14 protein-coding genes are annotated in these 14,652 nt (G+C 32.9%); 8 read left to right on the top strand and 6 right to left on the bottom strand.

The features are described 5' to 3' along the window. The first annotated feature begins 1 nt into the window (after position 1). The 5 genes from INR76_RS12130 (at position 2) to INR76_RS12110 (ending at position 6,981) form a co-directional block, all read left to right on the top strand. The gene (locus INR76_RS12130; RefSeq protein ID WP_223108230.1) at positions 2 to 3,130 is read left to right on the top strand and encodes an efflux RND transporter permease subunit; all 3,129 of its coding nucleotides are present in this window, start codon (positions 2 to 4) and stop codon (positions 3,128 to 3,130) included. Positions 3,131 to 3,133: 3 nt separating this feature from the next. Next, positions 3,134 to 4,462: a TolC family protein gene (locus INR76_RS12125; protein ID WP_223108229.1), complete on the top strand. Its 1,329-nt coding sequence runs from the start codon at positions 3,134 to 3,136 to the stop codon at positions 4,460 to 4,462. Between the two features lie 60 nt (positions 4,463 to 4,522). Continuing rightward, positions 4,523 to 5,356, top strand: coding sequence for a phospholipase A (locus INR76_RS12120; RefSeq protein WP_223108228.1), 834 nt, complete (start codon positions 4,523 to 4,525; stop codon positions 5,354 to 5,356). 325 nt (positions 5,357 to 5,681) lie between these two features. Further along, the gene (locus INR76_RS12115) at positions 5,682 to 6,068 is read left to right on the top strand and encodes an START-like domain-containing protein (protein ID WP_223108227.1); all 387 of its coding nucleotides are present in this window, start codon (positions 5,682 to 5,684) and stop codon (positions 6,066 to 6,068) included. 70 nt (positions 6,069 to 6,138) lie between these two features. Further along, positions 6,139 to 6,981 carry an aminotransferase class IV gene (locus INR76_RS12110; protein WP_223108226.1) on the top strand — a complete coding sequence of 281 codons (843 nt, stop codon included), beginning with the start codon at positions 6,139 to 6,141 and terminating at the stop codon, positions 6,979 to 6,981. Here the strand turns inward: INR76_RS12110 and INR76_RS12105 are convergent. The 5 genes from INR76_RS12105 to INR76_RS12085 form a co-directional block, all read right to left on the bottom strand. Beyond that, positions 6,978 to 7,538: a YqgE/AlgH family protein gene (locus tag INR76_RS12105; protein WP_223108225.1), complete on the bottom strand. Its 561-nt coding sequence runs from the start codon at positions 7,536 to 7,538 to the stop codon at positions 6,978 to 6,980. The two genes, INR76_RS12110 and INR76_RS12105, sit on opposite strands and share 4 nt — an antisense overlap. Positions 7,539 to 7,672: 134 nt before the next feature. Next, positions 7,673 to 7,963 (bottom strand): HU family DNA-binding protein, encoded by a 291-nt coding sequence (locus INR76_RS12100; protein ID WP_255592895.1) that lies wholly within the window; start codon positions 7,961 to 7,963, stop codon positions 7,673 to 7,675. Between the two features lie 168 nt (positions 7,964 to 8,131). Next, complete coding sequence (gene fmt / locus INR76_RS12095) at positions 8,132 to 9,079, bottom strand: methionyl-tRNA formyltransferase (protein ID WP_223108223.1); 948 nt, start codon at positions 9,077 to 9,079, stop codon at positions 8,132 to 8,134. Continuing rightward, positions 9,076 to 10,977 carry an ATP-dependent DNA helicase RecQ gene (locus INR76_RS12090; RefSeq protein WP_223108222.1) on the bottom strand — a complete coding sequence of 634 codons (1,902 nt, stop codon included), beginning with the start codon at positions 10,975 to 10,977 and terminating at the stop codon, positions 9,076 to 9,078. Before INR76_RS12090 ends, fmt begins: the two co-directional genes overlap by 4 nt. A gap of 7 nt (positions 10,978 to 10,984) precedes the next feature. Continuing rightward, complete coding sequence (locus INR76_RS12085; protein WP_223108221.1) at positions 10,985 to 11,521, bottom strand: AAA family ATPase; 537 nt, start codon at positions 11,519 to 11,521, stop codon at positions 10,985 to 10,987. Positions 11,522 to 11,606: 85 nt separating this feature from the next. Here INR76_RS12085 and INR76_RS12080 point away from each other — a divergent pair, with 85 nt between their 5' ends. Genes INR76_RS12080 through murA form a run of 3 tightly spaced genes read left to right on the top strand, consistent with a single transcriptional unit; the run spans position 11,607 to position 13,912 of the window. Next, the gene (locus tag INR76_RS12080; protein WP_223108220.1) at positions 11,607 to 11,897 is read left to right on the top strand and encodes a DUF493 family protein; all 291 of its coding nucleotides are present in this window, start codon (positions 11,607 to 11,609) and stop codon (positions 11,895 to 11,897) included. Positions 11,898 to 11,954: 57 nt separating this feature from the next. Then, a complete protein-coding gene (locus INR76_RS12075; RefSeq protein ID WP_223108219.1) occupies positions 11,955 to 12,581 on the top strand; it encodes a DUF4290 domain-containing protein in 627 nt (208 codons plus the stop codon). A gap of 20 nt (positions 12,582 to 12,601) precedes the next feature. Continuing rightward, entirely contained in the window at positions 12,602 to 13,912 is a 1,311-nt protein-coding gene (murA, locus tag INR76_RS12070; protein ID WP_223108218.1) for a UDP-N-acetylglucosamine 1-carboxyvinyltransferase, read from the top strand. Positions 13,913 to 13,978: 66 nt separating this feature from the next. Here murA and INR76_RS12065 read toward each other — a convergent pair whose 3' ends face one another. Beyond that, positions 13,979 to 14,572, bottom strand: coding sequence for a hypothetical protein (locus tag INR76_RS12065; protein WP_223108217.1), 594 nt, complete (start codon positions 14,570 to 14,572; stop codon positions 13,979 to 13,981). Between the last annotated feature and the right edge of the window lie 80 nt (positions 14,573 to 14,652).

Genomic DNA, 14,652 nt, shown 5'->3' with positions numbered 1-14,652 from the left:
TATGAAAAAGAAAGGAAACCTTATAGAATGGGGGATGAAGCATAAAGCTTTTCCCCTAGCATTAGCTTTTATATTATTTATTATCGGACTTATAGGACTTTTTAATATGTCCCGAAATGAGTTTCCCGATTTTACAAACAGAACTGGTCTTGTTATAGGATCATTTCCAGGAGCTAGTTCAGAAGAGGTTGAAACACAACTGACTTCTAAACTTGAAGAATACTTATTTACGTTTAATGAAGTGGATAAAACTAAAACCTATTCCTATTCAAAAAATGGAATGAGTTATGTGTATTTAGAAGTTTCAGACAGAATTGGAAAAGACGAAACCCAACAATTTTGGAACAAACTAAAAAACAATTTATTTGTATTTCAACAGCAATCTTTACCCAAAGGAGTACGAGGTATAGCCGTAAATAGCGATTTTGGTAATACCGCTGCCATGATTTTGTCAGTTCAGTCTAAAACTAGACCTTATAAAGATCTTCAATTTCATGTAGAAGATATTATTGACAACCTGCGCCAGATAAAAGATATGGCAAAAATCACTTACTCTGGTGGACTTACAGAGCAAATAGCTGTTTCGGTAGATCAAAATAAATTGGCCCAGTATGGTATAAGTCCGGGGATGCTAATGCAAAGTCTGCAAACCCGAGGAACGATATTACCTGGTGGAACTTTAGAAAGCAAAAATTTTGATCGCCCAATACATATTGATGCATTTTTAAATGATGTTACCGATGTGGCACAACATATTATTAAATCTGATAAAAATGGAAATGTAATTAGGTTAAGTGATATTGCAAACATAAAGAGGGAATATGAAGACCCCGACTCTTACATACAAACGGGAGGTACTAAGGCGATGATTATTACTTTGGAGATGGCTAAAGGGAATAATATTGTACAATTTGGAGAGGAAATAAAAGAACATTTAGCTCAGCTAAAACAAGATTTACCAGAAGATATTGAAGTTAGAACTATTGCAGATCAACCTGTAGTGGTAGATCATGCTATAGGTCACTTTATGAAAGAATTTGGCTATGCACTTTTAGGAGTTATTTTGGTATGTATGTTATTACTACCTTTCAGGGTAGCTTCTTTAGCAGCAGCGACCATTCCTATTACTATTTCTGCTACGCTTGCGCTTATGTATCTATTTGGGATGGAACTCAATACCGTAACATTAGCCGCTTTAATTGTTGTACTTGGTATTGTAGTAGATGATCCCATTGTTGTAATAGACAATTATATAGAAAAACTGGATGAAGGTAAATCTAGATTTGAGGCAGCATATCATAGTGCTGTAGAATTATTCCCATCTGTTTTTACAGCCACGCTCGCCATTTCTGCTACGTTTTTTCCGCTTATGTTTTTTATGAGCGGAACGGCAAAAGACTTTTTAAGTACGTTTCCTTTTACAATTTCCATTGCTTTATTTCTGTCTTTAGCAATATCCATTTTACTGGTACCTTTTCTTAATACTGTCTTTATTAAAAAAGGATTGCATTCAGAAAAGGAAGAAGATGATGCTGAAAAGAAAAAATCGGTGTTAGATCGGCTTCAAGATTTTTTTAATAATAGTGTAGAAAAAGCTATGAAACATTATAGAATAACTGTTTTCATAGGAGTGCTTTCTGTTGTATTAGGAATGTTACTCTTTTCAAATGTAAGTCAAGAGTTATTTCCAATTGTAGAAAGAGATCAATTTGCAGTAGAAGTGAACCTTAGTAAAGGAAGTAATTTACAAGAAACAGCAGCTATTGTAGAGGAGTTTGAAGAGATTTTAGCTAAAGATGAGAGAGTAGTAGACTATACCAGTTTTATTGGAGAAAGTTCGCCACGATTTCATATGGTATATGCTCCTAATCTACCAGCAAAAAATTACGCTCAAATATTAGTAACAACAACTTCAAACGATGCTACCGAAGAAGTACTAAGAGAATATGACAATAAGTATTCTGAAATGTTTCCGAATGCCTATTTAAGGATGAAACAACTTAACATGGTAGGAAAACCTGCCCCAATTGAGGTGAGGCTTTACGGGAATAATATTTCAGAACTAAAAAAATATGGAGATCAAATAATTGATGTAGCTAGACAAACTCCCCAAACCATCTGGAGTAGAAGCAATTTTGGAGAATTATACAGTTCGGTAAGTATTGAAATCAAAGAAGAGCAAGCTGCTCAAGCAGGTCTAACTAAGGAAGATATAGGTAATACCATCGCTATGAATATGGAGGGCTTACAAGCAACTCAAATCTATGAAGATGATTATGCCATTAATATTAAAATAAAGGCAGAAAATCACGCTGAGCAAACTATTTCAGACTTACGTCAGCTTTCAGTAATTGTGCCTAATACAGGTAATAGTATTCCTTTAAAACAAGTCGCTAACGTTACTCCTACTTGGGAGCAGGAGCGAATTGTAAGACGTAATGGGATGCGTTGTTTAACCATTAGAGTTGATATTGAAAAAGGAGCTGTAGCCAATGTGGTACAAGGTAAAATGACACCTAAAATAGAAGAATTAAACATTCCAAGTCATATAAGAATAAACTATGGAGGGGAGCATGAAATGTCTGAAGAAAACCTTTTACCGATGGGTATCTCTTTATTGATAAGTGTATTGCTTATAATCTTAATACTTATCTGGCATTTTAAATCCTTCAAACACGCAGCCTTAAGTTTTATTACCATGCCGTTAAGTATTCTAGGAGCTGCATTAGGTTTATTATTAATGCAATATCCTTTCGGATTTACTTCCTTTTTAGGAATATTAGCTCTCTGTGGTATCGTAGTAAGAAACGGAATTATTCTTATAGATTTTGCAGATGAATTACGTCTACATCACGATAAAAATGTTCTACAAGCTGCAATTTTATCAGCACAACGTAGAATGAGGCCTATTTTTCTTACCTCGTCTGCTGCTGCTGTAGGAGTTACCCCTATGATTATTAGTAGGTCTAGCTTATGGGGGCCGCTGGGTACTGTAATCGCTTTTGGACTTTTGGTTTCTATGGTTTTAACACTCTTTGTGTTGCCTGTACTATACTGGTTATTCTTTAGAAATGAAGAAGAAACTAAAGATGAAAATAATAATGAAGAATTAAAAACAATAAACTCATAAAAAATGGACGTTGTAAACCATTCATTCTATAAAAAAATAAGCGTTTTCTTGGTGTTTCTTTTTGTGCTTGTAACAGGTAATGCTCAGGATAAAAAAATAACACTAGAAGAATTAAAAAAAGCAGCCCTTGAATATAGTAACCAAATTAAAAATGGAAAATTAAGAGCCGAAAAAGCTGAGGTTGCTAGACAAGAAGCATATTCTAAATATTTTCCCGAAGTAGAGGGCACTGGATTGGCATTATATGGTTTTAATGACCTTATAGCACCCATTCCTGGAGTTTTACCTAACGGAATTGATAATATTTACAGTATTGGCGCTACAGCGACACAGCCCATCTATACTGGAGGAAAAATTAGATTGACCAATCAATTAGCTCAAGTACAATTAGAAAGTCGTAAAATAGGAACAGAAGAGACTATAGATTCTGTTGTTCTTGCTATAGAAACTAAATTTTGGCAATTAATTAATATACAAGAATATCAAAAAGTAGTGAATGCTAGTAAAACCTACCTCAATAATTTATTAAAACAACAAGAGGATCTTTTAGATGCAGGACTTATTTCAAAAAATCAGCTACTTCAGGTAAAAGTAGAGAAAAGCGGACTTTTATTAAGGGAAAATGAATTATCAAACCAAAGAAAAATCGCTTTATTAGATTTGGCAGTATATGCAGGAATTTCGTATGATACTAGTATGGTTGCTTCAAAAGCTGTAAAAAAAGATATTGCTTCACCAGAACTAACCTTTGGAAATCCCCAACTTGACTTACAAAGCAATAATATGTATCGCTTGTTAGAAAAACAAGTGCAAGCAGCACAATTACAAGTGAAAAATGAAAAAGCCGACTTATTACCTCAATTTGCAGTAGGATTAAATGCTTCAAAGTTTGATTCATTTAATAATGATTTAGGAATAGATATTCAACCAATTGCTTTTGGGACTATTACTATTCCAATTTCTGCTTGGTGGGGTGGAGAAAAAAAGCAAATAAGACAAACAGAAATTGAAGTTGAAATTGCAGAAAATAAATTAAAAGATGGTAAGGATCAATTAACAGTAGGAATTATGAAAAGCTGGTATGATCTTCTCAATGCATATAAACAAATTCAATATGCTGAAGATAAGTTGCTTTATGCTACCGAAAACCTTCAAAATCAAAGAGATTATTATAATAGTGGGTTAAGTAATTTAACAGATTTATTAAACGCCCAACAATCTAAACAAGAGGCAGATGCAGAGTTGGCAAATGCAATCGCCAATTATAATCAAAAAGAAGCAGTATATCGCTATAGAACCAACCAACTAGAAATCCCCTCAATAGAAGAATAGTAGCTGAATTTTAAAAATCAAGCCATAATACTTTTTATAAATTATCAACTTTAAGAAAAAATGAATAAAAAATTTAGCTGGTACTTAGTAGCGGTTACTTTTGTAATAGGCTCAATCTGTCAAGCTCAATCGATAAATAGAGAAAATTTTAAAGATTCAGTACAGAAATTACCCTATTTCACTATTCATAAGGATAATTTCTTTTTAACAGGAATCCCAACAAATACAGCTATAAATAGCAATTCAGCAGATGCAAAATATCAAGTTAGTTTCAAACAGATTATAACTAGAGATAAACTCCCTTGGGATACTTATTTATTTTTGACCTACACTCAACAAGCTTTTTGGGATATCTATAAAGAATCTTTTCCTTTTAGGGATGTTAATTTTAATCCATCTATAGCAATAGGTAAACCTATATTTAATAAAGATGATAATTTTAAAGGAATAGCAGGAGTAGCCATAGAGCACAACTCCAATGGTCGTGATAGTATTTATTCTAGAAGTTGGAATAGGATAACTGCAAGTTATACTACGAACATTTTTCATCGAACTACAGCAAATTTTGAGATGTGGTTGCCTTTTGGCTATAGAAATGATAACTCAGATATTTTAGAGTATACAGGTCTTGCACAAATAAACATAGAACGCGAAGTAAAGCAAAACAAATTGTATTTTAATTTAATGCTTAGAAAGGGGTTGAATTTTGATGGGAAAGGTACTATACGTTCAAGAATTTACTATAACCTTTTCAAAAACAACCTTTCTAATCAATATATAATGCTAGAATGGTATTTAGGTCAAGCAGAAGGCTTACTTGATTATCAAAAGTCACAAAGTATGATAAGGTTAGGATATGTGATTAAAACAAACGAATTTGATTTTTTTAAATAAAAATTTTAGTTGTTACCTAAATTTAATAATAGTCCTATTAATATAAATGTGTTTCCTTAATTTTCCTATTGCAGGACCATACAGTTACCAAATAGGATACAGCTTTAAACACTCTTATTAAATAACACTGTAAGATGATTAAGAGAGCTTAGTTGATTCTGTATACCATCCGTTTTATACATAGAGTATGTTTAAAAAAGATTAGCTTTATTTTTTAGATATATAAATCTATAGATTCATTACTTTCTGTAAAGGAAAAAATCAATCCTCTTTCTTTCTAATATTAGAATTAAATTATATATTGGGCTCTAACTAACATAAAACTATGGATGACAAAATAAAATACGAGATGGAATTCCCGATACAGGTGTCTCCATCGTTGTTATATCAATATATATCAACTCCTTCAGGAATGAGTGAGTGGTATGCTGATAACGTTAATTCTCGAGGTGAATATTTTACATTTATTTGGGAAGGAAGTGAAGAAAAAGCCAAGTTATTAGGTAAAAAAAGTGGTGAACGTATCAAGTTTAGATGGGTTGATGATGAAGATACAGACTACTATTTTGAGCTTCGTATACAAGTTGATGAAATTACTAAAGATGTATCATTAATGATTACAGATTTTGCCGAAGAAGATGAAATAGATGAAGGTAAAATGCTATGGGATAATATGGTTTCAGACTTAAAACAGATATTGGGTTCTAAGTAAACAATCCCGTTAATTTATAATATATTTGCGCCGCAGTATTTTGAATTTTCAAAGTAAAAGCGGCTTTTTTATGATTAATTTTAACGGAACTCTTCAAGAAAACAACACATCAATTTCACCTAACAATCGTGGTCTTAATTATGGAGATGCTGTATTTGAAACCTTACGTATTTCTGGTGGAAAAATTTATTTCTGGGAAGATCACTACTTTCGGTTAATGGCTTCTATGCGTATTTTAAGAATGGAAATTCCTATGAGTTTCACTCCAGAATACCTAGAAGAACAAGTTTTAAATACTATAAAAGCTCAAGAGAATAATAATAAAGGTTTTAGAGCAAAAATTTTAGTATGGCGTAAAACCGGTGGAAAATATACTCCCAGTACTAATGACGTAGCCTTTTTAATCACTACTGAACCATTAGAAAATCCATTTTACACATTACAAGATTCTTTTTACGAAATAGAGCTTTTTAAAGACCATTACATTAATTCAGGATTACTTTCTACCCTAAAAACAAATAATAAAGTTCTCAATGTACTAGGAAGTGTTTATGCTCAAGAAAATGATTATGCAAATTGTCTGCTTCTAAATGAAAAAAAGCAAGTAGTTGAAGCCTTAAATGGGAATATTTTTTTGGTAAAAGGCTATAAAATTAAAACACCTCCTCTTGAAGATGGTTGTTTAAATGGTATTTTAAGAAAACAAATCATCAAGATTATAGGAGCAATGCCGGACTATATTCTCGAAGAAACTTCTGTATCTCCTTTTGAATTACAAAAAGCAGATGAAATATTTATTACAAATGTGATTACAGGTATTCAACCAGTTTCAAAATATAGAAAAAAAGAATACAGCCAAGAAGTAGCTAAAGAACTTCTAGCAAAATTGAATGTAAAAGCTAGATTAAGCTAGTTATAAGTAGGATTTTCTGGCGAATTTGACCAGATAAGATAATCACCACCAAATTCAATCATTTTTTCCTTCCAGAAATTGGTATATGATTTTCCTATAATTCCATTATTGTATGTATTGGGGGCTACAACCCAACTATTTAATTGTAATTCTTGATCTAGTTGAGCACTTTCCCATCCTGAATACCCCAAAAAGAAGCGTATCTGTGATTCATCAATTTTATTTTCTATCAGTAAATCAATCACTGAATTAAAATCTCCACCCCAATAAATACCATTTGATATTTCAATACTGTCTGGTATTAACTCTGGAATTTTATGAATAAAGTACAAGTTATCCTGTTCTACTGGACCACCATTGTAAACGGCCAAGTTGGAATTTAATTCAGGAATAAAGTCTTTTAAAGTATACTCTAAGGGTTTGTTAAGTATAAAACCAACAGAACCTTCGTGATTGTGTTCTGCCAATAAGACTACAGATCTATTGAAAGAAACATCACCAATGATAGAAGGTTCAGCTACTAATAACAATCCTTTGGCTGGTTTGAGAGTAGTCATGAAATTGGTTTTGTAACTTAAATCTAAGTATTAATTTTTGAAAATCCAACACTTCGCCTTTATTGTTGTATTGAATAGGCATAAAAAAAAACCCTGCCAAACGACAGGGTTATGTTTTTAGATGGCATATAGCCTTAGTTTACAGCACTCTGTAAATCTGATCCTGCTTTAAACTTCACAACGTTTTTAGCAGCAATTTTAATAGTTTTACCTGTTTGTGGGTTTCTACCTTCACGAGCAGCTCTTTTAGATACTGACCAAGAACCGAAACCTACTAATGATACACGGTTTCCTTTTTTAAGTGCTCCCTCTACATTTTCAAGGAAAGACTCTAAAGCTTTTTTTGCAGCTGCTTTTGTAATTCCGGCATCTTCTGCCATTGCGTCGATTAAATCTGATTTGTTCATAGTTTGATTTTTAAAAATTAGATTGTTGGTTAAACTTTAATTAATTGCTCTACAAATTTAAACGGATTATCGGTTCATGCAAGGAATAGCGCGCTAAATCGCGATATTTGTTAATAACTTCGGGTGTTTGTTAATAACCTGAACTCATTTTGTAAGGATTTTAACAAAATCACTAAATATAAGGGGTTACGCAAGGTTTGCATCTTCTGTAAACGAAAATCCATTTAAAAGAGATGCAGCATCCATTTTTCTTTTTCCGGGTAATTGTAATACATTAATATATATATACCCATCTTTTGCAGCAACTTGTATAGTTTTTTTGTCTACCGTTACATTTCCGGGTGTTTCAGAATGATCAACGTGTTCTTTAGATACTTCATAAAGTTTCATCTTTAAGGTTTCTTCTCCATTATTTAAAGTACTCCACGCTACAGGATATGGTGATAGGCCTCTTATAAAAGCATCAATACTATCAATATTGTCATTCCAGTCTATTTTTGTGTTTTCTGAAGTAAGTTTTGGAGCTTCTTTTAAAGATACATCGTGTTCTTGAGCTATTGAAGGTGCTTCGTCTTTTTCAATCATCATAACAGTTTTCACTACAAGATTACTGCCTACGTCCATCAAAGTGTCGTGTAAACTTCCTGCAGTTTCTTTTTCTGAAATAGCAACTTCTTCTTTTAAAATGATAGCTCCGGTGTCTATCTTTTCATCTATAAAAAAAGTGGTTACACCAGTTGTATGTTCTTGATTGATGATAGCCCAATTAATAGGAGCCGCTCCACGATATTGCGGTAGGAGAGAGGCGTGTAAATTGAAAGTACCATACTCTGGTAGCGACCATACTACTTTTGGCAGCATACGAAAAGCGACAACTATTTGTAAATTGGCTTGTAACTCTTTTAACCTAGTCAAAAAGTTTTCATCTTTTAAATTGGTAGGTTGTAAAACAGGAATATTTTTTGAGACAGCATATTCCTTTACAGCAGAAGGCTTTAATTTTCTACCTCTTCCTGCTGGTCTATCTGGTGCGGTGATTACACCTACAATATTTTTTTTCTCTTCAATAAGTTTTTTGAGTACACCAACTGCAAAATCTGGTGTGCCCATAAAAACAATACGTAAATCTTTCATGAATTTAAATAAAATTGATTTTTTGTATTAAGTTTTACAGTGCCTTTATCTAGCATTAACCGTAATACATAAATTATTTTTTCTGATGTAAAAGTACTTTTTTCTGAAAGCTCTCGAGCATCCATTTCTTTTTCTTCTAAGAGTTGTATTATTTTTTCGGCAATAAGGATACTTTCATCTTTACTAGTTGAAAGCTTTTGAGAAGCACACACCGAACAAATACCACAAACTTTTGCTTCTATATCGCCAAAATATCTGGCTAACTGAACACTTCTACATTCTTTATTATTCTCAACATAATGCAACACAGCAGCAACTTGTTTTTTCTTTTTTTTGTTTAAAACCTTAACCTCCTTTGCGACAACATTTATTGTTTTATCATCTTCACGAGGTTTTAAAAAAGTAATAGTGGCATCAGTAACTTTAAGCAATAGTGAGATTATCTCATCACGTTCCAATTTTTGTAAAACTGAAATAATAACCTCAATGGATTGTCCGGTTTTTTTTGAAATTATATCCAAATCAATATGAGTTGGGGTTTCAAAAATTCCCCCGTACAGACGCAAGATTGTTTTACCAATAATTGAAGCTTTCATATCTGTGGTAAAATAGTCCAAAACTTGTTCTGAAGATACCAAAAACTGCACTGTTGATTTCCTGCCAAATTCTTGTGAAAGTTGTATAACTCCCAGTCTATCTAGTGATTGTAAACTATTATAAGCAAGTAAAATGTTAAGGTTGTAAACTTCACAAAAATCACGAAAATTGAAGCTAAATTCTTGAAACTCGCCCTCACCGTATGAAATCTGAAAATAGTTATTCAACTTGCGGTATAAAAACTTTAAATTTTTGGGAGTAGGTAACGCGTCAATAAATTGTTTCTGAACCAGTTTTTTATCATATTCATTATACAGCAATACTGCTTGAGCATACATTCCGTCACGACCTGCACGGCCAGCTTCTTGAAAGTAACTCTCAATACTTTCAGGTAATTGAATGTGTATCACAAACCGAACGTGAGGATGATCAATACCCATACCAAATGCATTGGTAGCAACCATTATGGGTATATTACCAGAACGCCATTTTTCTAACTTATCATCTTTTTCTTTTTTTGAAATTCCGCCGTGATAGAAGGTGCTAGAAAAACCTAGTTGATTTAAGTGGTTACTGGTTTCAACCGTACTTTTTCTATTTCTTACATAAATAATGGCAGATTGTGTGTTTTTTTTAAGGAGTTGCTCAATTTTATAGAGTTTATCATCTACACGCAAAACTTTGTAAGCTAAATTAGCTCTCACAAATGAGTTTTTAAATACTTCGGGTAACTCTAGATTAAGTTCTTTAATAGTATCATCAAGCACTTCTGGAGTTGCTGTTGCTGTAAGCGCAATAATTGGAGCCAATGGTTTTAACTCTCTTAACACGGTAATGTTTTTATAAGCTGGTCTAAAATCATTTCCCCATTGCGATATACAATGTGCTTCGTCTACAGCAATTAAACTCACATTCATTTGCCGAATCGTATTTTGTACTATTTCTTGTTGTAAACGTTCTGGAGATAGGTAAAGAAAGGTATAATTGCCGTACAGCACATTATCCATTGCAGTTTGTAATTCGGTAAAAGAAATCCCTCCAGAAATATGCATCGCTTTAATACCGCGTTCTTTTAATGTACTTACTTGATCTGCCATTAAAGCAATTAGTGGTGATACTACAATACATGTTCCGGGTTTTAATAATGCCGGAACTTGAAAGCAAATTGACTTTCCACCACCCGTGGGTAGTAAAGCGACTGTGTCTTGATCGTTAAGTACAGATGCAATAATCTCTTCCTGCATCGGTTTAAACGATTGGAAACCCCAGTAATTTTCAAGAATTTGTATTGGTGTTTTCAAATAAGAACTACTTCAAGTTTTCTAGTATAAATGTAATTCTTTTTTCAACGCTTCCTGTAGGCACTAATTGAACATCATAATTATAGGCTTTGTACCCGTCTAATAATGCATCGTGTATTTTTTCAGCTTCAGAAAAAGATTCATACCGTTCATTATCTTGTTTATATATTTTTTTCCAAGGAGGTAGTAAAAAAACAAGGTCGTATCTATTTTCTGTGCATACTTTGGTAAAATGCTCTGGGTAGCTTTGGGATGCATAATCCATATATGCAGTAACATCGGGTAACCCACGGTCATAAAACAACTGTTCTTTTTTAAAATTGTTTGCTTCTTGAAACTGCTGTAAACGTCCTTGTAGTAGGCGTTCACTAAACAAAAGCGGATCTGTTAAAAACAACTGTTCAATTCCTTCTTGTTGTGCTTTTTTTGTAACTTCTCGAGATACTTCGTGCAAGCAGGTAAATCCTCTTTCTTCTAGGCGTTTAATTAAAGTAGTTTTTCCTGTACCTGGACCTCCGGTTATAACAATTCGTTTTGTTTTCAAACGGTATATTTTTTGTACAAAATAACTAAATATTTATTGATACTGAAAAGTGTATCTTTGTGAAAAAGAACTAGAAAAAGAATTAATGAAAACAGATAAAAAAACTACTGAATTTTACGATAGATTACGCCAACAATTACAAGATGATACTTCTTGGCCTTCAGAATATTTATATAAATTTATTGTTCCTTCCAGTTCAGAAAAAATAGCTGAAATTGAAGCAATTTTTGACGGTACAGGCGCTATGATAAATACACGAGATTCTTCAAAAGGAACCTATACAAGTGTGTCTATTAAAGTTACGCTAGACTCGCCAAACGCAGTGATTGAGAAATATATTGAAGTTTCTGAAGTAGAAGGTGTCATTTCTCTATAAATTTAGTATTTTGCAATCACTAAGACTTCAAAATAATACTTCCTTAAATTTTTAATTTTGTTAGATAACATAGAATACAATACAGAGCGTCCTCATTTAATAATTCCAGAATACGGACGTCACATTCAAAAAATGGTAGAGCACGCCGTCTCAATAGAAGACCGTGAAGAACGTAATAAAGTTGCAAAAAGCATTATTGCTGTGATGGGAAATTTGAACCCGCATTTACGTGATGTGCCCGATTTTCAACATAAACTTTGGGACCAATTGATTATTATGTCAGATTTTAAACTAGATGTAGATTCACCTTTCCCAAAGCCTTCCCGTGAAGAGTTAGCAGAGCGTCCACAACCGCTTCCATACCCTCAAAACCACCCAAAGTATCGATTTTATGGTAACAATATTAAGCGAATGATTGATGTTGCCAATAAATGGGAAGATGGCGATAAAAAAGATGGTTTAATACTTACAATCGCCAACCATATGAAAAAGTGTTTCCTTAATTGGAATAAAGACACAGTTGATGATGGAGTGATTTTTGATCATTTATTTGAACTTTCAGGTGGAAAAATAAATCTTAAAAATAGTGATGAAGATCTTTCTGAAGCTAAAGATTTAATGAAGAACAAGAAGCGATACAACAAAAAATCTTATAAAAATAACCGCGGACGCAAACGCAACTAATCTACATTTAAGAAGCTTTTATGGGAACTTTTCAAATTGAAGGCGGGCATAAACTGAAAGGAGAAATACATCCTCAAGGAGCCAAAAACGAAGCCTTACAAATACTTTGTGCTGTATTATTAACGCCTGAAGAGGTCGTAATTGAAAACATACCCGATATTAGGGATGTAAATAAACTGATTACTATTTTGGGTAATCTTGGTGTAAAAATACAAAAGCATGGAAAAGGAAAATATGCCTTTAAAGCTGATGATTTAAAACTAGAATACCTAGAATCTGAACTTTTTAAGCAAGAAGGAAGTTCACTTAGAGGTTCTATAATGATTGTAGGACCATTACTGGCACGTTTTGGCAAAGGATATATTCCACGACCCGGAGGTGATAAAATAGGTAGAAGACGTCTAGACACTCACTTTGAAGGTTTTATAAGGCTGGGAGCTGAGTTTAGATATAACAAAGAAGAACGCTTTTACGGAGTTGAGGCACCCAATGGATTAACTGGAACATATATGTTGCTTGATCAAGCTTCAGTTACCGGAACTGCCAATATAGTTATGGCTGCTGTTTTAGCAAATGGCATAACCACTGTATACAATGCTGCTTGTGAACCTTATTTACAACAGTTATGCACTATGTTGAATGCCATGGGAGCAAAAATTAGCGGTGTAGGTTCAAACTTATTAACCATTGAAGGTGTTGAATCATTAGGAGGTTGTAATCATCGAGTATTACCCGATATGATTGAAATAGGAAGTTGGATTGGCCTTGCAGCAATGACACAAAGTGAGATTACTATAAAGAATGTAAGTTGGGAAAACTTAGGTATTATTCCAGATACTTTCAGAAAATTGGGTATTACCTTAGAAAAGAAAGGCGATGATATTTATATTCCCGCTCAAGATGAATATGAAATTCAAGGATATATCGACGGATCAATTTTAACTGTTGCCGATGCTCCTTGGCCTGGTTTTACACCTGATTTATTAAGTATTGTCTTAGTGGTTTGTACACAAGCAAAAGGAAGTGTATTAATACATCAAAAAATGTTTGAAAGCCGTTTGTTTTTTGTAGATAAATTGATTGATATGGGCGCAAAAATAATTCTTTGTGATCCTCATAGAGCAACCGTGATTGGTCATAATTTTAACTCAACATTAAAAGCTACTACAATGGTATCACCAGACATACGCGCTGGAATATCATTATTAATTGCAGCACTTTCTGCAAAAGGTGTATCTACAATTCATAACATTGAACAAATTGATAGAGGTTATGAAAATATAGATGAACGTCTTCGTAAAATAGGTGCAAAAATTACTAGAATAGAATAAAACAACTAAAGATTTTATTATTTATAGAAAAAGAAAAAGCCGCAAATTATTGCGGCTTTTTAAATTTTATTTATTTCGGTTTTTGTTAATCTCGTCTTGTAGTTTGCGCCTAAGTTTTTGTTCACGTTCTAGTGATTTTTGGCGGTTGGTTTCAAGCTCCATTTCAGTTTCAGCAAGTTTTAATTGTGACTCTTTTGTAACCTTATGGCTGTTTTTAAATTTGTAAAATAAAAATGCCAAACCTATTATCAATAAAAATATAATAGACCACATTATGGAGTTATAGGTAGATTTTTCAGTAAGAATTCCTAATAACTCAATACCGTTTTCTTTTTCTTTTGAAAGTGATAAATCTTCTTTTGTAGTTTTTAATTGATTGGATAATGAATCAATTTTTTTTGCCTTCTGATTAATTTCTTGATTGGAAGAAGAAATTTCAGATTCTAAGGCCGAAACAGTATCTAAGATATTTTGCCTAAGTTGATTAATCTGATACTTTTTAATCACCTTATATTCTTGGTAATTATTAGATTCATCTACAACTTCTTTAAACTGACCTTCTAAGGTATTGTCCTCTTGCTGTACTTGGGGATTTTCTTGAGCAAAAAGGGTAATTGTAATAAGAAATGCCGGAAGAAGGGTTATTAATTTTTTCTTCATAGTAGTTTTGTTGGGTTTGTTTTGTTTAGTAACACCGCAAGAGTAGAAAAATTGTTTTAAATAGCCCAAATTTTGAGTCT

It is taken from the genome of Marixanthomonas sp. SCSIO 43207, from assembly GCF_019904255.1.
Taxonomy (GTDB): Bacteria; Bacteroidota; Bacteroidia; order Flavobacteriales; family Flavobacteriaceae; genus Marixanthomonas.
This window is presented reverse-complemented; position numbering and strand designations above follow the sequence as displayed.

What these genes read in the sequence shown, in the direction of transcription:
- INR76_RS12130 (WP_223108230.1), top strand. Translation starts at nt 2, where the DNA reads ATGAAAAAGAAAGGAAACCTTATAGAATGGGGGATGAAGCATAAAGCT.
- INR76_RS12125 (WP_223108229.1), top strand. Translation starts at nt 3,134, where the DNA reads ATGGACGTTGTAAACCATTCATTCTATAAAAAAATAAGCGTTTTCTTG.
- INR76_RS12120 (WP_223108228.1), top strand. Translation starts at nt 4,523, where the DNA reads ATGAATAAAAAATTTAGCTGGTACTTAGTAGCGGTTACTTTTGTAATA.
- INR76_RS12115 (WP_223108227.1), top strand. Translation starts at nt 5,682, where the DNA reads ATGGATGACAAAATAAAATACGAGATGGAATTCCCGATACAGGTGTCT.
- INR76_RS12110 (WP_223108226.1), top strand. Translation starts at nt 6,139, where the DNA reads ATGATTAATTTTAACGGAACTCTTCAAGAAAACAACACATCAATTTCA.
- INR76_RS12105 (WP_223108225.1), bottom strand. Translation starts at nt 7,538, where the DNA reads ATGACTACTCTCAAACCAGCCAAAGGATTGTTATTAGTAGCTGAACCT.
- fmt (WP_223108223.1), bottom strand. Translation starts at nt 9,079, where the DNA reads ATGAAAGATTTACGTATTGTTTTTATGGGCACACCAGATTTTGCAGTT.
- INR76_RS12080 (WP_223108220.1), top strand. Translation starts at nt 11,607, where the DNA reads ATGAAAACAGATAAAAAAACTACTGAATTTTACGATAGATTACGCCAA.
- murA (WP_223108218.1), top strand. Translation starts at nt 12,602, where the DNA reads ATGGGAACTTTTCAAATTGAAGGCGGGCATAAACTGAAAGGAGAAATA.
- INR76_RS12065 (WP_223108217.1), bottom strand. Translation starts at nt 14,572, where the DNA reads ATGAAGAAAAAATTAATAACCCTTCTTCCGGCATTTCTTATTACAATT.